The 18,935-nt window shown below is 66.7% G+C and carries 17 protein-coding genes, 1 tRNA gene and 2 pseudogenes; 16 read left to right on the forward strand and 4 right to left on the reverse strand.

Annotation, left to right across the window (positions count from 1 at the left end):
• Positions 1 to 21: 21 nt before the first annotated feature.
• Both ACPP3B_RS10635 and ACPP3B_RS10640 read right to left on the reverse strand, forming a co-directional pair.
• Positions 22 to 546 (reverse strand): annotated as a pseudogene (locus ACPP3B_RS10635) (hypothetical protein); the annotation flags it as partial.
• 329 nt (positions 547 to 875) lie between these two features.
• Positions 876 to 2,246: pseudogene (locus tag ACPP3B_RS10640) on the reverse strand (CheR family methyltransferase); the annotation flags it as partial.
• 122 nt (positions 2,247 to 2,368) lie between these two features.
• Between ACPP3B_RS10640 and tsaD the strand changes: the two are divergent.
• Positions 2,369 to 3,421 (forward strand): tRNA (adenosine(37)-N6)-threonylcarbamoyltransferase complex transferase subunit TsaD, encoded by a 1,053-nt coding sequence (gene tsaD, locus ACPP3B_RS10645; protein ID WP_424858963.1) that lies wholly within the window; start codon positions 2,369 to 2,371, stop codon positions 3,419 to 3,421.
• Positions 3,422 to 3,630: 209 nt separating this feature from the next.
• Complete coding sequence (locus ACPP3B_RS10650) at positions 3,631 to 4,920, forward strand: branched-chain amino acid ABC transporter substrate-binding protein (RefSeq protein ID WP_424858964.1); 1,290 nt, start codon at positions 3,631 to 3,633, stop codon at positions 4,918 to 4,920.
• Between the two features lie 84 nt (positions 4,921 to 5,004).
• Here the strand turns inward: ACPP3B_RS10650 and ACPP3B_RS10655 are convergent, their stop codons facing one another.
• Positions 5,005 to 5,274 (reverse strand): type II toxin-antitoxin system RelE family toxin, encoded by a 270-nt coding sequence (locus tag ACPP3B_RS10655; RefSeq protein ID WP_299018826.1) that lies wholly within the window; start codon positions 5,272 to 5,274, stop codon positions 5,005 to 5,007.
• Positions 5,258 to 5,482, reverse strand: coding sequence for a type II toxin-antitoxin system RelB family antitoxin (gene relB, locus ACPP3B_RS10660; protein WP_299018829.1), 225 nt, complete (start codon positions 5,480 to 5,482; stop codon positions 5,258 to 5,260). Before relB ends, ACPP3B_RS10655 begins: the two co-directional genes overlap by 17 nt.
• Before the next feature lie 346 nt (positions 5,483 to 5,828).
• Here relB and rpsO point away from each other — a divergent pair, with 346 nt between their 5' ends.
• The 14 genes from rpsO to nuoH all read left to right on the forward strand — a co-directional run bounded on the left by rpsO (position 5,829) and on the right by nuoH (position 18,935).
• Positions 5,829 to 6,095, forward strand: a complete 267-nt coding sequence (gene rpsO, locus ACPP3B_RS10665; protein ID WP_299018831.1) for a 30S ribosomal protein S15 — start codon at positions 5,829 to 5,831, stop codon at positions 6,093 to 6,095.
• 234 nt (positions 6,096 to 6,329) lie between these two features.
• The gene (gene pnp, locus ACPP3B_RS10670; protein WP_424858965.1) at positions 6,330 to 8,459 is read left to right on the forward strand and encodes a polyribonucleotide nucleotidyltransferase; all 2,130 of its coding nucleotides are present in this window, start codon (positions 6,330 to 6,332) and stop codon (positions 8,457 to 8,459) included.
• Positions 8,460 to 8,487: 28 nt separating this feature from the next.
• Entirely contained in the window at positions 8,488 to 9,501 is a 1,014-nt protein-coding gene (locus tag ACPP3B_RS10675; protein WP_299019080.1) for an NAD(P)H-quinone oxidoreductase, read from the forward strand.
• A 5-nt stretch (positions 9,502 to 9,506) separates the two neighbouring features.
• Positions 9,507 to 10,271 carry a triose-phosphate isomerase gene (tpiA, locus tag ACPP3B_RS10680; protein ID WP_424858966.1) on the forward strand — a complete coding sequence of 255 codons (765 nt, stop codon included), beginning with the start codon at positions 9,507 to 9,509 and terminating at the stop codon, positions 10,269 to 10,271.
• 43 nt (positions 10,272 to 10,314) lie between these two features.
• Positions 10,315 to 10,674, forward strand: coding sequence for a preprotein translocase subunit SecG (gene secG / locus ACPP3B_RS10685; RefSeq protein WP_299019083.1), 360 nt, complete (start codon positions 10,315 to 10,317; stop codon positions 10,672 to 10,674).
• Positions 10,675 to 10,826: 152 nt separating this feature from the next.
• Positions 10,827 to 10,911: transfer RNA gene (locus ACPP3B_RS10690), tRNA-Leu, on the forward strand.
• A 50-nt stretch (positions 10,912 to 10,961) separates the two neighbouring features.
• Positions 10,962 to 11,321, forward strand: coding sequence for an NADH-quinone oxidoreductase subunit A (locus ACPP3B_RS10695; RefSeq protein WP_299019085.1), 360 nt, complete (start codon positions 10,962 to 10,964; stop codon positions 11,319 to 11,321).
• A 44-nt stretch (positions 11,322 to 11,365) separates the two neighbouring features.
• Positions 11,366 to 11,845, forward strand: coding sequence for a NuoB/complex I 20 kDa subunit family protein (locus ACPP3B_RS10700; RefSeq protein WP_143900744.1), 480 nt, complete (start codon positions 11,366 to 11,368; stop codon positions 11,843 to 11,845).
• Positions 11,846 to 11,888: 43 nt separating this feature from the next.
• Complete coding sequence (locus ACPP3B_RS10705) at positions 11,889 to 12,539, forward strand: NADH-quinone oxidoreductase subunit C (RefSeq protein WP_424858967.1); 651 nt, start codon at positions 11,889 to 11,891, stop codon at positions 12,537 to 12,539.
• Between the two features lie 29 nt (positions 12,540 to 12,568).
• On the forward strand, positions 12,569 to 13,822 hold the full coding sequence (locus tag ACPP3B_RS10710) for an NADH-quinone oxidoreductase subunit D (protein WP_299019088.1): 1,254 nt from the start codon (positions 12,569 to 12,571) through the stop codon (positions 13,820 to 13,822).
• Positions 13,819 to 14,343 (forward strand): NADH-quinone oxidoreductase subunit NuoE, encoded by a 525-nt coding sequence (nuoE, locus tag ACPP3B_RS10715; protein ID WP_299019090.1) that lies wholly within the window; start codon positions 13,819 to 13,821, stop codon positions 14,341 to 14,343. The genes ACPP3B_RS10710 and nuoE overlap by 4 nt, the downstream gene beginning before the upstream one ends.
• A 2-nt stretch (positions 14,344 to 14,345) precedes the next feature.
• Positions 14,346 to 15,698, forward strand: a complete 1,353-nt coding sequence (gene nuoF / locus ACPP3B_RS10720) for an NADH-quinone oxidoreductase subunit NuoF (protein WP_424858968.1) — start codon at positions 14,346 to 14,348, stop codon at positions 15,696 to 15,698.
• Between the two features lie 13 nt (positions 15,699 to 15,711).
• A complete protein-coding gene (gene nuoG / locus ACPP3B_RS10725) occupies positions 15,712 to 17,856 on the forward strand; it encodes an NADH-quinone oxidoreductase subunit NuoG (protein ID WP_424858969.1) in 2,145 nt (714 codons plus the stop codon).
• On the forward strand, positions 17,853 to 18,935 hold the full coding sequence (gene nuoH / locus ACPP3B_RS10730) for an NADH-quinone oxidoreductase subunit NuoH (RefSeq protein ID WP_424858970.1): 1,083 nt from the start codon (positions 17,853 to 17,855) through the stop codon (positions 18,933 to 18,935). Before nuoG ends, nuoH begins: the two co-directional genes overlap by 4 nt.

Genomic DNA, 18,935 nt, shown 5'->3' on the forward strand with positions numbered 1-18,935 from the left:
GCCCAGCAGATCCGCGGCGGCCTGGTTGAAGCGCAGCAGGCGGCGCTCGTGGTCCAGCACCAGCAAGGCGGTGCCGGCACTCTCTTGCACCGCGTGCAGCAACTCGTTGAGTTGCTGCTGTTCGCGCAGCGAGCGGTCGAGTTCTTCATTGAGTGTGCGCAGCTCCTCATTGGAGGCTTCAAGCTCCTCGTTCGACGCCTCCAGTTCCTCGTTGGCGGCTTCCAACTCTTCGGTGGTGATGCTGAGGGCCTCGTTGAGCTGCTGCAACTGACGCTGGCTATGCTCCAGGGCATCGACCAGCGACTCGAGCCGCTCTTGCTGCAGGCGCTGGGCTTCGTTCGGGCCCAGCGTTGCCACCGCGGCGTTGCCGTCGTCGCTGCGCAGGGGCTGAAACTGACGATCAGATAGCTGGCGCCGCCCACCTGCAGGTGCGTGCCTTCGAGCACACGTGCCGGCTGTTCCGGCAAGGGCGGCAGGGGGATGCGCAGCGACGCCTCCTGCCCTTCGAGCAGGCGGTGCTGCGCGAGCATGACGTCGCGCCGCCACGCGGCAGGCACCAGGTTGGCAAGGGTCAGCTCGATCGTCGGGCCCGCTGGCCAGTGCATCAGTGCGTCCATGGTGCCGACCACGTGCAGTGGGTGCCCGTCACGGTCGGTCAGCACCGTGGGGGGCGCGTGGCGCTGCACCAGATGCTGCAGCAGCCGTTCACGCAAATCGCCTTCAAGCCGATCGACGGGGCGCAGTTGCGGCAGCACCGTGCGCCCGCTGGCCTCGGGCGCGCGGCTGGCGGCCCGGCGCGCCCGCGCCGGTGGCGACGGCGGCGCGGTGCCGCCGTCGCCCCGTTTGCGCCACACGTGTTCCTGGATCGAGACCGACGCAAACAGCGAGCGCGTCGCTGCCGTCAGTGCCTCGGAGCGGCCCAGCATCAGCAGGCCGTCGGGCAGCAGCGCGTGGTGGAGGCGCCGCAGCACCTCGTCCTTGGCGGCGCCCTTCAGATAGATCAGGACGTTGCGGCACGCCACCAGATCCATGCGCAAAAAGGGCAGGTCTTGCAGCACGTCGTGACGGGCAAAGAGGCAGTGACGGCGCAGTTCTTGGTTGACCCGCAGCGTGTGGCCGATGCGGCTGAAGTGGCGCTCACGCCACGCCGCGGGCAGGTGCTGGGCACTGGCCTCGTCGAAAACGCCGCTGCGGGCTTGGTCCAGCGCGGCGGCGTTCACGTCGGTTCCCAGCACCATCCAGTCCAGCGTCAGATCGAGCTCGCGCAGCAGCTCGTCGGTGAGCATGGCCAGGCCATAGACCTCTTCGCCGCTGGAGCACCCCACGGACCACAAGCGCAACTGGGTGGCGCCGGCAGCAGCGCGCTGGCGGATGTATTCGCGCCAGGCCACGCGCAGGGCTGCGAATGCCGACGGGTTGCGCAGCCACTCGGTGACACCGATCGTGACCGATTGCTGCAACGCCTGCAGCAGCTGGGGGTCGCGCTCCAGTGCGTCGAGCAGCTGGGCCAGCGTCGTCAGGCCCTGTTGGCGCATCACGCGCTCGATCTGGCGGCGCAACGTGGCGTCCTGGTACTGGCGCAAGTCCAGCCCCGTCCCGTCGCTCAGCCGCGCCAGCAGCACACCAAAGGCTTCCTTCTCGCTGCCGAGGGTGGCGTCGGTGGGGGGCGGCGTGCGCGGGCGTGCCGCTTGGCGCGCCGCCAGCAGCCGACCCAGGCGGCGACCCAGCGCCACCGCGGTGTCCACGTGGTCTGCCAGGCCCCTCTCGACCACGGTTTGCGGCATCGAGGCAAACGGTGCCTCGGTCGGCGATTCGGCCCACACCGCGCCGCCCATCTCGCGCACCACGCGCGCGCCCACCGCGCCGTCTTGCCCGGTGCCCGACAGCACGATGGCCACCACCCGTGGGCCAAGCGTGCGCGCTGCGCTGGCCAGCAGCCGATCCAGCGACGGTGCCGGCCCCTGACCGTTGGTGCTGGGCAACAGCCGAACCTGATGTTCGGTATCGATCTCGGCGTGGTGGCCTGGTGGCACCACGCCGATCGTGCCGCCACGCAATGCCGCGCCATCGGTGAGTGTCTCCACCGGCAGGCTGCTGACCGATTGCAAGAGGCGCACGAGCGCCGTGGGCTGCACGGCCGCGATGTGCTGTGCGACGATGCACGTCAGCCGCGGATCCGCGGGCAGCGCCGCCACCAGTTCACGCAGCGGCTCCAAACCCCCGGCCGAGGCACCGAGGACGGCCACGATCTGCGGAAGTGCGCGTGAGGGGCGGATCAAAAAATCTCTCCTCTGTCGTTTTCGACGACGATCCCATCAGCAACGAAAACAAAATGAACTTTATTGTAGATCCCGCATACACTTGCCGGATGCTGTTTTTGGGGATCGAATCGTCGTGTGACGAGACCGGTGTCGCGCTGGTGCAAGCCCAGGCGAGCGGGGTGCCGCGTCTGTTGGGGGCTGCGCTACACAGCCAAGTGGCCATGCACCGCGATTACGGCGGCGTGGTGCCCGAGCTGGCCAGCCGGGACCACATCCGACGCGTACTGCCGCTGACCGAGGCGGCGCTCGCACAAGCCGCGGTGCCGCTGCAGGCCATCGACGCCGTGGCCTACACGCGCGGCCCGGGGTTGGCGGGTGCGCTGTTGGTAGGCGCGGGCGTGGCGGTCGCGATGGCGATGGCGCTGGGGGTGCCGGCGCTGCCCGTGCACCACTTGGAGGGGCATTTGCTGTCGCCGTTTCTGAGCGCGGATCCCCCCGAGTTTCCGTTCGTGGCGCTGTTGGTGTCTGGGGGCCACACGCAGCTGATGCGCGTGGACGGGGTAGGGCGCTACCACCTGCTGGGCGAGACGATCGACGATGCCGCGGGCGAGGCCTTCGACAAGTCGGCCAAGGTGCTGGGTTTGGGCTACCCGGGCGGGCCGGCGCTGTCGGCGTTGGCGCGAGAAGGGGATCCCAACGCTTTTGCTCTGCCGCGGCCGCTGCTGCACAGTGGGGATTTGGATTTTTCGTTTGCCGGGCTCAAGACGGCGGTGCTGACCCAGGCGCGCAAGCTGGGGCCTGCGCTCGACGCGCGCAAGGCCGACTTGGCCGCAGCCACTGAAGCGGCGATCGTCGATGTGCTGGTGCACAAGTCGGTGGCGGCATTGCGTGTCACGGGGCTGCAGCGCTTGGTGGTGGCCGGTGGCGTCGGGGCCAACCAACGCCTGCGCCAGCGGCTGGGCGAGGTGGCCGCGCGTCACGGCTGGCGGCTGCACTATCCCGAGGTCGCCCTGTGCACCGACAACGGCGCGATGATCGCGCTGGCCGCCGCGATGCGTTGGCAGGCGGGTCTGGCGCCGCTGGCCCCGGCCGACGGGGCGTTCGACGTCGCCCCGCGCTGGCCGCTGGAGGCGGTGACAGTGGTCGGTACGGACCACTGATGGCGCGGCGGCCGGGCATCATGGCGGGCGGGGTTTTTCTCACCCGCTCGTAATTATGAATTATCATTGCGATTTGCCGCTACAATCCCGCCTGCGTTCCGCGGCCGCCCGAGCTGAGAGTGGGTGGGCGGCCGCGGCGGGTGAATGACCATCATCGAGGACAGACGGACATGCAACAGGAAACAAGGTGGGATCGGCGCCGGTGGATCATGAGCACGGGGGCTGCGCTGCTGACGGGTTGGGCGGGCGCGGTCGCGGCGCAGGGCGTTGCCACGCACGCGGCGGCCCCGGTGCGCCTCGCCCTCATCGAGACGCTGTCGGGCCCGATGGGCAACGCCGGCGAGGCGGTGTTTCGCAATCTGGTGTGGGGGGCCGAGCGCGTCAATGCCCGTGGCGGCGTCGAGGTGGCGCCAGGTGTGCGCCGGCCACTGCAAATCGTGCGCTACGACAGCAAGGGCCAGCCGCAGGAGGCGCTGTCGGCATTGCAATCGGCGCTGGACGATGGCATCACGCTCGTGGCGCAAGGCAACTCGTCGGCGGTGGCGGCGGCGCTGATCGAGGCGATCAACCGCCACAACGAGCGCGAACCCCAGCGCCAGGCGCTGTTCCTGAACTACTCGGCCGTCGATCCGGTCCTGACCAACGAGCGCTGCAGTTTCTGGCATTTCCGCTTCGACGCCCACGCGGACATGCGCATGGCAGCGCTCATGAGCGTGCTCAAGGACGATGCCAGCGTGCGCAGCGTCTACCTGATCGGGCAGGACTACAGCTTCGGCCAAGCCGTGCTGCGCGAGGCCAAGCGCCAGCTCGCCCTGCAACGCCCGGACGTGCGCATCGTCGGCGAGGAGCTGCACCCGATGGCGCGCATCAAGGACTTCATCCCCTATGTCACCAAGATCAAGGCCAGTGGGGCGCAGGCCGTCATCACCGGAAACTGGGGCAACGACCTGACGCTGCTGGTGCGTGCGGCGCGCGATCTGGGGTATGAGGGCAAGTTCTACACCTTCTACGGCAACGCGCTCGGCGCGCCGGCGGCCATCGGCGACGCCGGCATCGGCAAGGTGATCGCCGTGGCCGACTGGTTCCCCAACGCGCCGGGTGCGGAGTCGCGCCGGTTTTACGAGTCGTTCCGCGAGCGCTTTCCCAACCCGGCGGACGACTATGTGCACCTGCGTATGCAGCTCATGATCGAGGCGCTGGCGCAAGCCATCGAGCGCGCGGCCCGGGTGTCGGGCGCTGTGGGGACGGCACAGCCCGCGGCGCTGCCCGTGGCGCGCGCGCTGGAGCAGGCCGACGTCACGCTCGCGGGGCAGCGGCTGCGCATGCGCGCCGACGACCACCAAGCCCAGCAGCCACTGATGGTGGCCATCATGGACCGGCAAGGCGCGCCGGGCGTGCCGTTCGACGTGGAGGGGTCAGGCTACGGGTTTCGCGTGCTCAAGCGGCTGGAGGCCGACGCCGCCGAGCAGCCCCACACCTGCCGCATGGTGCGGCCGTAGGCGCGCGGTGTCAGTACGTTCTTGCCGCTTGCCGTTGCTCGGCTTGTGCCCCTGAGGTCGGGCACGGCGTGGTGTCGATGGCCGTCATCGATAAACCTCCTTGCGGTTGCCGATGCGCACCACCAGCACGCGCAAAGCGCCGTCTTCGATACTGGCAATGATCCGGTAGTCGCCGACGCGGTACTTCCAGAACGCGCCCAGCTTGGAGCCTTTGAGCGCTTCGCCGATGCTGCGTGGGTCATCGAGTGCCGCAACGCGCTCCCGTAAAAACGCCGTGATGCGCTTCGCCTGCGTCTTGTCCAGATCGGCCAAGTCGCGCTTGGCCTTGTCGTCGATCTCAATCCGCCAAGCCAAGGTCGCGCTCCACTTCTTCTAAGGTGTGGGTACGGCTGCGGCCAGCGCGCAGGTCGATCAGTCGCTGCTCGGCGAGGTACAGGTCTTCTAGATCGTCCAGGTGCTCTAGGATGGCCTCGCGGGCGTAGAACGTCTTGGTGCGCCCGGTAGCCTTCGCTAGCGCGTCGAGGCGAGCTTCCACCTCAGGGGGGAGTCGGATGGCAAGCATGTGGGTACTCCTGATCTGGAATGCTATATCAGTATAGCGTCGCCATTCGAGTGATGGGCAACGCGGCCCGTCACGGGCGGTGCCCTGGCAGTGCCGTCCCTGCGCAAGTGAGACGGTCCCCACCGCAGGGGACATCTCGACTTGGTAAGAATGGGGACATTTCTACTTTGGGTTGACACACGCCCCACGGCGGGCTCGCGCCGGTTATAATCCTACGCTGCTCTGCCTTCGTGGTGGGGCAAACTCACGCCTGCTGCGGCAAAACGTCCAGCGTCGACCCTCATCGTTGGCGGTATTGGGCGTCCACCTGCGGCGGGACGCATGTCCATTTTCTTTTCGACATCCCATGATCTCCTCTGACATCAAAGCCCAGGTCATCGCCGACAACGCCCGCGGCCCCAACGACACCGGTAGTCCCGAGGTGCAGGTGGCGCTGTTGACTGCCCGCATCAACGAGCTGACGCCGCACTTCAAGACGCATGCCAAGGATCACCATGGCCGCCGCGGTCTGCTCAAGTTGGTCAGCCGCCGTCGCAAGCTGCTCGACTACCTCAAGGCCAAGGACGCCGACCGCTACGTCGCGCTGATCCAGAAGCTGGGTCTGCGCAAGTAACCAGGCGCCACATCCCCGCCAACGGGTGGATGCCCATCCTGCACGGAAGCGCCCGGGGTCGGTCATCGGCCCGGGGCGCTTTTTGCGTTCGTCCGCCCGTTTTCCCTTCCTTTTTCAACGACCCGAGCGGCGCAGAGCGAAGCTGTGTCATTCCAACGCCGATGTGCTGATACGCAGCGGCGCTGGAATGGCATCGTGTTCTGGGCTGCGGGTCCCCCCTCCCAGGAGTTGCACATGAGCCTGTTCCAAAAGCACACCAAGACCTTCCAATGGGGCCGCCACACGGTCACGATGGAGACCGGCGAGATCGCTCGCCAGGCCACGGGCGCCGTCTTGCTCGACATGGAGGGCACCGTCGTGCTCGCCACCGTCGTCGCTCGCCCCGAGGCCAAGCCCGGTCAGGACTTCTTTCCGCTGACCGTGGATTACGTCGAGAAGGCGTATGCGGCCGGCAAGATCCCGGGCAGCTTCTTCAAGCGCGAAGGCCGTCCCAGCGAATACGAGACGCTGACCAGCCGACTGATCGACCGGCCCATCCGTCCGCTGTTTCCCGACGGCTTCTTCAACGAAGTGCAGATCGTCGTGCACACCTTGTCGCTCAACCCGGAGGTGGATGCCGACATCCCCGCGATGATTGCGTCGAGCGCGGCGCTGGCCATCAGCGGTATCCCGTTCAACGGCCCGATCGGCGCTGCCCGTGTCGGCTACGTCAACGGCGAGTATGTGCTCAACCCGGGGCCGACCGAGAAAGCCAACTCGCGCCTGGACTTGGTCGTGGCCGGTACCGAATCGGCGGTGCTGATGGTCGAGTCCGAGGCGGACCAGCTCACCGAAGAGGTGATGCTGGGCGCGGTGGTGTTCGGGCACGAGCAGGGCAAGATCGCCATCGAGGCGATCAACGATTTGGTGCGCGTCGCCGGCAAACCCGTCTGGAACTGGCAGCCGCCGGCGCGCGACGAAGCGCTGATCGCCAAGGTCACCGTGTTGGGCGAGGAGCGCTTGCGCGCGGCCTACCAGATCCGCAACAAGCAGGCCCGCACCCAGGCTTGCCGCGAGGCCTACGCCGCCGTCAAGGCAGGCCTGACCGAACAGGGTGTGGCCTTCGACGAGGTCAAGGTCGACGGGTTGCTGTTCGAGATCGAGTCGCGCATCGTGCGCCAGCAGATCCTGGCTGGCGAGCCGCGCATCGACGGGCGCGACACCCGCACCGTGCGTCCGATCGAGATTCGCACCGGCGTGCTGCCGCGCACGCACGGCTCGGCGCTGTTCACGCGTGGCGAAACGCAGGCATTGGTCATTGCCACCCTGGGCACCGAGCGCGATGCGCAGATCATCGACGCGCTGTCGGGCGAATACCAGGACCGCTTCATGCTGCACTACAACATGCCGCCGTTCGCCACCGGCGAGACCGGCCGCGTGGGCGCACCGAAGCGTCGCGAGATTGGCCACGGCCGTCTGGCCAAGCGCGCGCTGGTCGCCTGCCTGCCCAGCAAGGACGAGTTTCCCTACACCATCCGCGTGGTGTCCGAGGTGACGGAGTCCAACGGCTCGTCGTCCATGGCCACCGTCTGTGGCGGCTGCCTGGCGCTGATGGACGCGGGGGTGCCGATGAAGGCGCACGTGGCCGGTATCGCCATGGGCCTGATCAAAGAAGGCAACAAGTTCGCGGTCCTGACCGACATTCTGGGTGACGAAGACCACTTGGGCGACATGGACTTCAAGGTCGCGGGCACCACGCAAGGCGTGACCGCGTTGCAGATGGACATCAAGATCCAGGGCATCACCAAGGAAATCATGCAGGTGGCGCTGGCCCAGGCCAAGGAAGCGCGTCTGCACATCCTGGCCAAGATGCAGGCGGCGATCGGTGGTGCGCGTGAGGAGATTTCGGCCTACGCGCCGCGCCTGTACACCATGAAGATCAACCCGGAGAAGATCCGCGACGTGATCGGCAAGGGCGGTGCGACCATCCGCGCGCTGACCGAGGAGACCGGCACCACGATCGACATCGCCGAGGACGGCACCATTACCATCGCCTCCACCGACGCCGACCGTGCCGCCGAGGCGCGCCGCCGCATCGAGGAGATCACCGCCGAGGTCGAGGTGGGTCAGGTCTACGAGGGTCCGGTGACCAAGATCCTGGACTTCGGTGCCCTGGTCAACATCCTGCCGGGCAAGGATGGGCTGCTGCACATCAGCCAGATCGCCAACCAGCGGGTCGAGAAGGTCAGCGATTTCTTGCAAGAAGGCCAGATCGTCAAGGTCAAGGTGCTCGAGACCGACGACAAGGGCCGCATCAAGCTGTCGATGAAGGCGCTGCTCGACCGCGGCGAGGCCAGCGTGCAACAGCAGCAACAGCAACAGTGAGCGCTGCGCGTTCGTCCGGAGCCTTGTCATGGCCGCGCTGATGCAGGCGATCGAAATCACCGCCTTCGGCGGACCCGAGGTGCTGCGCCTGACGCAACGCCCCCGGCCCGAGCCGGGTGAGGGCGAGGTGCTCATTCGCGTCAGCGCCTCGGGCGTCAACCGGCCCGACGTGCTGCAGCGGCGCGGGCATTACGCCCCCCCGCCCGGCGTCTCCGATCTGCCGGGTTTGGAGGTGGCCGGGGTCATCGAAAGCGGTGACGTCGAGGCCATGGAAGCCGCCGGGCTGCGCATCGGCCAACGGGTGTGCGCGCTGGTTGCGGGGGGCGGCTACGCCGAGTATTGCGTTGCGCCGGTGGGGCAGTGCCTGCCGGTGCCGCGCGGCTGGAGCGACGTCGAGGCCGCCGGGATACCCGAGACGTTCTTTACCGTCTGGAGCAATGTCTTCGACCGCGGCCGGCTACAAGCGGGTGAGACGCTACTGGTGCAGGGTGGGGCGAGCGGCATTGGCGTGACCGCCATTCAAATGGCGCGTGCCATGGGCGCGCGGGTGCTGGTGACCGTGGGCTCGGCCGACAAGGCCGAGGCCTGTGTGCGCCTCGGTGCGGACCACGCCATCGTTTACCGCCAGCAGGATTTCGTGGCCGAAGTGGCGCGCCTGACGGGTGGTCGAGGCGTGGACGTGATTCTGGACATGGTGGCCGGCCCCTACGTGGCGCGCGAGATCGACTGCCTGGCCGAGGATGGCCGCTTGGTCATCATCGCGGTGCAGGGGGGTGTCGAGGCGGCGTTCGACGCCGGCAAGCTGCTGCGCCGACGCCTGACCATCACGGGCTCGACCCTGCGGCCGCGTCCAGTGGCCTTTAAGGCGGCGATCGCGCGCGAGTTGCGCCAGCGCATTTGGCCGCTCATCGAACGCGGCGCCATCCGGCCCGTCGTGTACCGGGTCTTCCCGGCGGCACAGGCGGCGCAGGCGCACGCGCTCATGGAGAGCAACCAACACATCGGCAAGATCGTGCTCGACTGGAGTGGCGCGGCGGCCTGATTCGGATGGAGACGACGACTGTGACACACAAGCTTATCGCCGGCAATTGGAAGATGAATGGCAGCCTGGCGGGCAATGAGGCACTGCTGCAGGCGATCCTGGCCGGGCTGGATGCCGACACCGCGGCGGTAGACGTGGCGGTCTGCGTGCCTGCGCCGTATCTCGCGCAGGTGCAGGCCCTGTGCACGGGCAGCCCGCTCGCCTGGGGGGCGCAAGATGTCTCGGAACACGAAGCGGGCGCCTACACCGGCGAGGTCAGCGCCGCCATGTTGCGGGATTTTGGCTGCCGCTACGTGATCGTGGGCCATTCCGAACGGCGACGCGACCACGGCGAATCCGACGAGGCGGTGGCGCGCAAGGCGCAGCGCGCACTGGCCTGTGGCATCACGCCCATCGTCTGCGTCGGCGAGACCGAGGTGCAGCGCGAGGCGGGCCAGACCGAAGCGGTGGTCAAGCGCCAGCTCGCGGCCGTCATCCACACCGTGGGCCACTGCGTGTCCGAAATCGTCGTCGCCTACGAGCCGGTGTGGGCCATCGGTACCGGACGCACGGCGACGCCCGAGCAGGCGCAAACCGTGCACGCCGTGCTGCGCGCGCAGCTCGGCGCGGCGGTTCCCGAGCCGCGGCGCGTGCGCATCCTGTACGGTGGCAGCATGAACGCGGGCAATGCGGCCGCGCTGCTGGCTCAGCCCGACATCGACGGCGGCCTGATCGGCGGCGCCTCGCTCAAGGCGGAGGAGTTTTTGCGCATCGTGCGCGCCGCGGTCTGATGCGGCGTTCGCCAGCCAATACTTTTGTTTCGTAGGAGTTTTCATGAACGTGCTTTTGACCCTGTTGATGGTGGTGCAGGTGCTGTCCGCGCTGGTAATGATCGGGCTGGTGCTCATGCAGCACGGCAAGGGCGCCGACGCCGGTGCGGCCTTTGGTGGCGGGGCTTCATCCGCCAGCCTGTTCGGGGCCTCGGGTGGCGCCAATTTCTTGTCACGCAGCACGGCCGTGCTGGCAACCGTGTTCCTGGCCTCGACGCTGGCGTTGGCGTTCCTGGGTTATCAGCGGCCGCAGGCGGCCAGCTCCGGCAGCGTGCTCGAGACCGTGCCCGCGGTGCCCATCGAGCCAGCGGTGCCGGCGCCGGCCCAGTCGGGTGGTGCTGCTTCGCAGATCCCGGGCCAGTGAGGTCCCGGCCGCAAGCCGCCCTTGCGGGGAATCCCCTAGCCCTGTGGGGCCCCCAGAATAGGGCGGTTTTCGGGGTACAATGCGGTCCGTCGTCGAGATGACGAACCTCGCTGGTGCGGTGCAGCCAATCCAGCCCTCGACGATGCACCCTTGCCGACGTGGTGGAATTGGTAGACACGCTATCTTGAGGGGGTAGTGGCGAAAGCTGTGCGAGTTCGAGTCTCGCCGTCGGCACCAATCCTGTTACCGATGAAGCGCCCCCAGGGCGCTTTTTGCCGGAGACGACCGTGAGCCTAGAGCAATATTTGCCCGTCCTCCTGTTCATTCTGGTGGGCTTGGCCGTCGGTGTACTCCCTCAGGTATTTGGGTATTTGCTGGGTCCCAATCGTCCGGATCCGGAAAAAAACTCCCCCTACGAGTGTGGCTTCGAGGCCTTCGAAGACGCGCGCATGAAGTTCGATGTGCGCTACTACCTCGTGGCCATCCTCTTCATTCTGTTCGATCTCGAAATCGCATTCCTCATCCCGTGGGCGGTGGCCTTTTCGGACATCGGCGCAACGGGCTTCTGGGCGGGCGTGATGTTCCTGATGATTCTGGTCGTCGGCTTCGTCTACGAGTGGAAGAAGGGCGCGCTGGACTGGGAATGACGCAACCGTTGGCGTGACTCGACAGGCAACACCAGGAGCGGCAGATGATCGAAGGGGTTTTCAAGGAAGGGTTCTTCACCACCAGCTACGACGCGGTGGTGAACTGGGCCAAGACCGGCTCGCTGTGGCCGATGACCTTCGGGCTCGCGTGCTGTGCGGTCGAGATGATGCATGCCGCCACGGCCCGGTACGACATCGCGCGCTTCGGCGCCGAGGTGTTCCGTGCCAGTCCGCGCCAGTCGGACTTGATGATCGTGGCGGGCACACTGTGCAACAAGATGGCGCCCGCGCTGCGCAAGGTCTACGACCAGATGGCCGAGCCGCGCTGGGTGCTGTCCATGGGCTCGTGTGCCAATGGCGGCGGTTACTACCACTACAGCTATTCCGTCGTGCGCGGCTGCGACCGCATCGTCCCGGTGGATGTGTATGTCCCCGGCTGTCCGCCGACGGCCGAGGCGCTGCTGTACGGCATCATCCAGTTGCAGCACAAGATCCGTCGCACCCAAACGATCGCCCGTGTGTGACGGCGGCGCCGATGGCACTGCCCGCGCACCAGGAGTAAACACGATGACCACGACGACGCATGCCGCCGATTGGGCGGCCTTGGCAACCCAGAGCGTGCGCCCGTCCGCCGAGGCGGTACGCGACGCGGTCGCTGCTGCGCTGGGGGAGCGGATTCGCACGTTGAAAGTCAGTCATGACGAGGTCACGGTGGAGGTCGCGGCGGCGGACTACCGGGAAGTGATGCAGACCCTGCGTGACGCCCCGGCGTGCCACTTCGAGCAGCTCATCGATCTGTGCGGCGTCGATTACTCCACCTATCGCGACGGCGCCTGGGATGGCCCGCGCTTTGCCGTCGTCGTGCATTTGCTGTCGGTCAGCCTGAATCAGCGGCTGCGCGTGCGCACCTTCTGTCCCGACGACGATTTTCCCGTCATCGATTCCGTCACCGCGATCTGGCCGTCGGCCAACTGGTACGAGCGCGAAGCCTTCGACCTGTACGGCATCGTCTTCGAGGGGCACGCCGATTTGCGCCGCATCCTCACCGACTACGGCTTCATCGGTCACCCGTTTCGCAAGGACTTTCCGCTGTCCGGTCACGTCGAGATGCGCTACGACCCCGAGCGCCGGCGCGTCATCTATGAGCCGGTCACGATCGAGCCGCGCGAGATCACGCCACGCATCATCCGCGAAGATTCGTACGGGGGGCTGCACTGAGGGCCGCACGTCCCGAGGGTTGAAACGTCATGGCTGACATCAAGAACTACACCCTGAACTTCGGCCCGCAGCACCCGGCTGCGCACGGTGTGCTGCGTCTGGTGCTGGAGCTCGACGGCGAGGTCGTGCAGCGCGCCGACCCGCACATCGGGTTGTTGCACCGCGCCACCGAAAAGCTCGCCGAGCACAAGACCTACATCCAGTCGCTGCCCTACATGGACCGGCTGGACTACGTCTCGATGATGTGCAACGAGCACGCGTATTGCTTGGCGATCGAGAAGCTCTTGGGCATCGAGGTGCCGATTCGCGCGCAGTACATCCGCGTGATGTTTGCCGAAATCACCCGCTTGCTCAATCACCTGATGTGGCTGGGCTCGCACGGCAACGACTGCGGCAGCTCGACGATCTTGCTGTACTGCTTTCGCGAGCGCGAAGACTTGTTCGACATGTACGAGGCGGTCTCGGGCGCGCGCATGCACGCGGCGTACTTCCGCCCGGGTGGGGTGTACCGCGACTTGCCGGACACGATGCCGCAGTACAAGGTCAGCAAAATCCGCAACGCGCGCCAGCTCGAGGAGCTCAACCGCAACCGCCAGGGTTCGCTGCTGGACTTTATCGACGACTTTACCCAACGCTTCCCCAAGTACCTGGACGAATACCACACGCTGCTGACCGACAACCGCATCTGGAAGCAGCGCACCGTGGGCATCGGTGTTGTCCCGCCCGAGAAAGCGCTGGCCATGGGCATGACCGGCCCCATGCTGCGCGGCTCCGGCATCGCGTGGGACCTGCGCAAGAAGCAGCCCTACGAGGTGTACGACCGGCTCGACTTCGACATCCCGGTGGGCAAGACGGGCGATACCTACGACCGTTATTTGGTGCGCATGGAAGAGATGCGCCAGTCCAACCGCATCATCAAGCAGTGCGTGGACTGGCTGCGCGCCAACCCCGGCCCAGTGATCACCGACAACACCAAGGTCGCGCCGCCCAAGCGCGAGGCGATGAAGGCCGACATGGAGGCGCTCATCCACCACTTCAAGCTCTTCACCGAGGGCTTCCACGTCCCCGAGGGCGAGGCGTACGCGGCGGTCGAGCACCCCAAGGGCGAGTTCGGCATCTACCTCGTCAGCGACGGTGCCAACAAGCCGTATCGCCTCAAAATCCGCGCGCCTGGCTTCGCGCACCTTTCGTGCCTGGATGAAATGGCGCGCGGGCACATGCTGGCCGATGCGGTGGCCATCATCGGCACCATGGACATCGTGTTTGGAGAGATCGACCGATGAGCACCGAACCCCGCACCGCCGAGCCGATGGCACTGTCCGAGGCGATACTGGCGCGCTTTGCCCGCGAGGTGGCCAAATATCCGGCTGACCAGCGGCAATCCGCCGTGATGGCGTGCCTGGCCATCGTGCAGCAAGAATACGGCTGGGTCAGTCCGGCGGCCGAGCTGGGGGTGGCCCAGTATCTGGGCATGCCACCCATCGCGGTGCACGAGGTCACCACCTTCTACAACATGTACAACCAGCAGCCGGTGGGGCGCTTCAAGCTCAACGTCTGCACCAATCTGCCGTGCCAGCTGCGCGGCGGCGGCAAGGCGCTGCAATATCTGGCCGAAAAGCTCGGCGTGCAGCCAGGCGAGACCACGGCCGACGGCGTGTTCACGCTGCAACAAAGTGAGTGTCTGGGCGCGTGTGCCGATGCGCCGGTGATGCTCGTCAACGACCGCCACATGTGCAGCTTTATGTCCAACGATCGGCTCGATCAGCTCATCGACGGACTGCGCCGCACCGCCGCGGAGGAATAGTCATGAAGGCCCATGCGCTTTTGCAACAGTTTCAGGCCACTGGGGTGCAGAGCTGCTTCCACGGCCGGCACATCGCCCCGCAGATCTACGCCGGGCTCGACGGCACCAATTGGCGCCTGAAAGACTACGAGGCACGCGGCGGCTACCAGGCGCTGCGCAAGATTCTGGGCAAGGATGGCGGCGAGGGAATGACCCCCGACCAGGTCATCGCCGAGGTCAAGACCAGCGCGTTGCGTGGCCGCGGCGGTGCGGGCTTTCCGACCGGGCTGAAGTGGAGCTTCATGCCGCGGCAATTTCCAGGCCAGAAATACCTGGTGTGCAACTCCGACGAAGGCGAGCCGGGTACATGCAAGGACCGCGACATCCTCATGTACAACCCGCACATCGTCATCGAAGGGATGGCGATCGCGGCGTACGCAATGGGCATCTCGGTCGGCTACAACTACATCCACGGCGAGATCTTCCAGGTCTACGAGCGTTTCGAGGAGGCACTGGAGGAAGCGCGTGCCGCGGGCTACCTGGGCGAGCGCATCCTGGGCAGTGACTTCAGCTTCCAGCTGCATGCCCACCACGGTTTTGGCGCCTACATCTGCGGCGAGGAAACCGCGCTGCTGGAGTCGCTGGAGGGCAAGAAGGGCCAGCCGCGCTTCAAGCCGCCGTTTCCGGCCAGCTACGGCCTGTATGGCAAGCCCACCACCATCAACAACACCGAAACCTTTGCGGCGGTGCCGTGGATCATCCGCCACGGGGGGCAGGCCTATCTGGAAGTGGGCAAGCCCAACAACGGCGGCACCAAGATCTTCTCGGTCAGCGGTGATGTCGAGCGGCCTGGCAACTACGAGATTCCCCTGGGCACGCCGTTTGCCAAGCTGTTGGAGTTGGCTGGCGGCGTGCGCGGCGGACGGCGGCTCAAGGCTGTCATTCCCGGCGGCTCGTCGGCGCCGGTGCTGCCGGCCGACATCATGATGGACTGCACCATGGACTACGACAGCATCGCCAAGGCGGGGTCGATGCTGGGGTCGGGGGCCGTCATCGTCATGGACGAGACGCGCTGCATGGTCAAGTCGCTGCAGCGGCTGAGTTATTTCTACATGCACGAATCGTGTGGTCAATGCACGCCGTGCCGCGAAGGCACGGGCTGGTTGTGGCGCGTGGTCGATCGCATCGAAAACGGCCAGGGCCGCGCCAGCGACCTGGAGCTGCTCGACAACGTCGCGGAAAACATCATGGGCCGCACCATCTGCGCCTTGGGTGACGCGGCGGCCATGCCCGTGCGCGGCATGATCAAGCATTTCCGGCACGAATTCGAATACCACGTCGAACACAAGACCTGCATGGTCCCGGCGTATGTCTGAGGGAAAGCCCACCATGGTCGAAATCGAACTCGACGGCAAGAAGGTGGAGGTGCCACCGGGCAGCATGGTCATGCATGCGGCCGAAAAAGCCGGCGTCTATATCCCGCACTTCTGCTACCACAAAAAGCTCTCGATCGCGGCCAACTGCCGCATGTGCCTGGTCGACGTGGAGAAGGCGCCCAAGCCCATGCCGGCGTGCGCCACCCCGGTGTCCATGGGCATGGTCGTGCGCACCAAGAGCGAAAAAGCCGTCAAGGCACAAAAAGCGGTGATGGAGTTTTTGCTCATCAACCACCCGCTCGACTGCCCCATCTGCGACCAGGGCGGCGAGTGCCAGTTGCAAGACCTGGCGGTGGGCTACGGCGGCACGCGCTCGCGCTACGAGGAGGAAAAGCGCGTCGTCTTCCACAAGAATGTCGGTCCGCTCATCTCGATGGAGGAGATGAGCCGCTGCATCCACTGCACGCGCTGCGTGCGCTTCGGGCAGGAGATCGCCGGCGTCATGGAGCTCGGCATGAGCCACCGCGGCGAGCACTCCGAGATCGAGACCTTCGTCGGCCAAACGGTCGATTCGGAACTCTCGGGCAACATGATCGACCTGTGCCCCGTCGGTGCGTTGACCAGCAAGCCGTTCCGTTACGCGGCGCGGACCTGGGAGCTGTCGCGGCGCAAGAGCATCAGCCCGCACGACTCCACGGGCGCCAACCTGGTGGTGCAGGTCAAGGGCGACCGGGTGCTGCGCGTGGTGCCGCTGGAAAACGAGGCCGTCAACGAGTGCTGGATTGCGGACCGTGACCGCTTCAGCTACGAGGCGCTCAACGGCCCCGATCGCCTGACGCAGCCCATGATCAAGCAAGGGGGTCAATGGCGCACCGTCGATTGGCAGACCGCGCTGGACTACGTGGCGCACGGCCTGCGGGACGTGCGCGCGCAGCACGGCGCAGGCGCGATCGGGTTGCTGGCCAGCCCACACGCCACGGTGGAAGAGCTGGCGCTGGCCAAGGCACTCATGGACGGTTTGGGCAGCCCGAACATCGATCACCGCCTGCGCGCGGCCGCGTTCGACAACGCGGCACCCGCTGGGCGCGCACGCTGGCTGGGGCGCCCGATCGCGGAACTCTCCACGCTCGACCGCGCCTTCGTCATCGGCTCCAACCTGCGCAAAGACCACCCGCTATTTGCGCAGCGCATCCGGCAGGCGGTGCGCAAAGGGGCGCAGGTGTCGGCCCTGGTGGCTGCGCCGCCGGATTGGGCGATGCCGCTGCACCGCGTGCTGCGCGTGGCGGCAAGCGATTGGGCGGCGGCGCTGGCGCGCGTGGCCGCCGCGGTGGCCGAGGCCCGTGGTGGCGTGCTGCCGGCCGGTGCCGAAGGGGTGACGGCGGATGATGACGCGCGCGCCATCGCGCAGTCGCTGCTCAGCGGTGAGCGCAAGGCCGTGCTGCTGGGCAACGCCGCCGCGCACCACGCGCGCGCGGCCACGCTGCTGGCGCTGGCGCAGTGGATCGCCGAGCAGACCGGCGCCACCTGGGGTTATCTGACGGAGGCGGCCAATACCGTCGGCGCACAGCTCGTTGGCGCGCTGCCGGGCGAGGGCGGCAAGGACGCGGCGGCGATGCTCAGCGGTGGGCTCCGCGCCGTCGTGTTGCTGGGCGTCGAGCCCGGGGTCGACACCGCGCTGGCTGGCCAGGCGCTGGCGGACGCCGGTATGGTCGTCACGCTCAGTCCGTTCCAGGCCAACCTCGACATCAGCGACGTGCTGCTGCCGATTGCGCCGTTTACCGAGACGTCGGGGTCGTTCGTCAACGCCGAGGGGCGGCTGCAGAGCTTCCAGGCGGTGGTCAAGCCGCTGGGCGAGACGCGCCCGGCGTGGAAGGTGCTGCGTGTACTGGGCAACCTGCTGGGCCTGGCGGGGTTCGAGCAGACCTCGTCGCAGGAGGTGCTGGCGCAGGTGGTGCCGGGTGTGGCCAGTGGCGATTTCGTGCCCGGCGAGCGGCTGGACAACCGGGCCCGCGGCCCGATCGACCTCTCGCCTGCGGCCGGTGAGCCCTGTGTGGCTGCGATTTATCAGCTCGACGCCCTGGTGCGCCGAGCTCCGGCGCTGCAGGCAACGGCGGACGGCCGTGCCGCTCGCGCCAACGCTCAAGGAGTGTGTGCATGATCGACACCCTCTACCAAGGTGGGCTGCAGCTCAGTTCGGCGGCTTGGTGGACCCAGGCGGGTTGGCCCGTGGTCTGGATCCTGCTCAAGATCGTGGCGCTGCTGGCCCCGCTGATGCTGCTGGTGGCCTACCTCACGTGGTGGGAGCGGCGCTTGCTCGGCTTCATGCAGGTGCGCCTGGGCCCCAACCGGGTGGGGCCGTTCGGGTTGCTGCAGCCGATTGCTGATGCGCTAAAGCTGCTGACGAAAGAACTGATCCGCCCCACGGCCGCCAATGGCGGGTTGTTCCGGCTCGGCCCCATCATGGCCATCATGCCGGCGCTGGCGGCGTGGGTGGCGGTGCCGTTCGGCCCAGACGTGGTGTTGGCCAACGTCAACGCTGGACTGCTCGTCATCCTGGCCATCACGTCCATCGAGGTGTACGGCGTCATCATCGCGGGTTGGGCCTCCAACTCCAAGTACGCGTTCCTCGGCGCGTTGCGTGCGTCGGCGCAGATGGTCAGTTATGAGATCGCCATCGGTTTTTGCTTCCTCGTCGTCGTCATGACCGCCGGTAGCCTGAACCTGGCCGACATCGTCGCCTCGCAAGCGCGCGGCACGGGTGCCGACCTGGGGCTGAACTTCCTGTCGTGGAACTGGCTGCCGCTGTTGCCGATCTTCATGGTGTACCTGATCTCGGCGGTGGCCGAGACGAATCGCCACCCGTTCGACGTCGTCGAGGGCGAGGCCGAGATCGTCGCCGGTCACATGGTCGAATACTCGGGCATGGGCTTTGCCATCTTCTTCCTGGCCGAGTACGCCAGCATGTGGCTGGTGTCGATCCTGGCGGTGCTCATGTTCCTGGGTGGGTGGTTGCCGCCAATCGACAGCGCCGTCTTCAACGCCATCCCCGGCTGGATCTGGCTGGGGCTCAAGACCACGATCGTGGTGTCCCTGTTCATTTGGATCCGCGCCACGTTCCCGCGTTTTCGCTACGACCAGATCATGCGTCTGGGCTGGAAGATTTTCATTCCGGTGACGCTCATTTGGCTGCTGCTCGTGGGCGCCGTGATGCAGACGCCGTGGAACCCTTGGAAGTGA

Source organism: Tepidimonas sp. HKU77 (assembly GCF_049728535.1).
In the GTDB taxonomy this organism is placed as follows: domain Bacteria; phylum Pseudomonadota; class Gammaproteobacteria; order Burkholderiales; family Burkholderiaceae_C; genus Tepidimonas.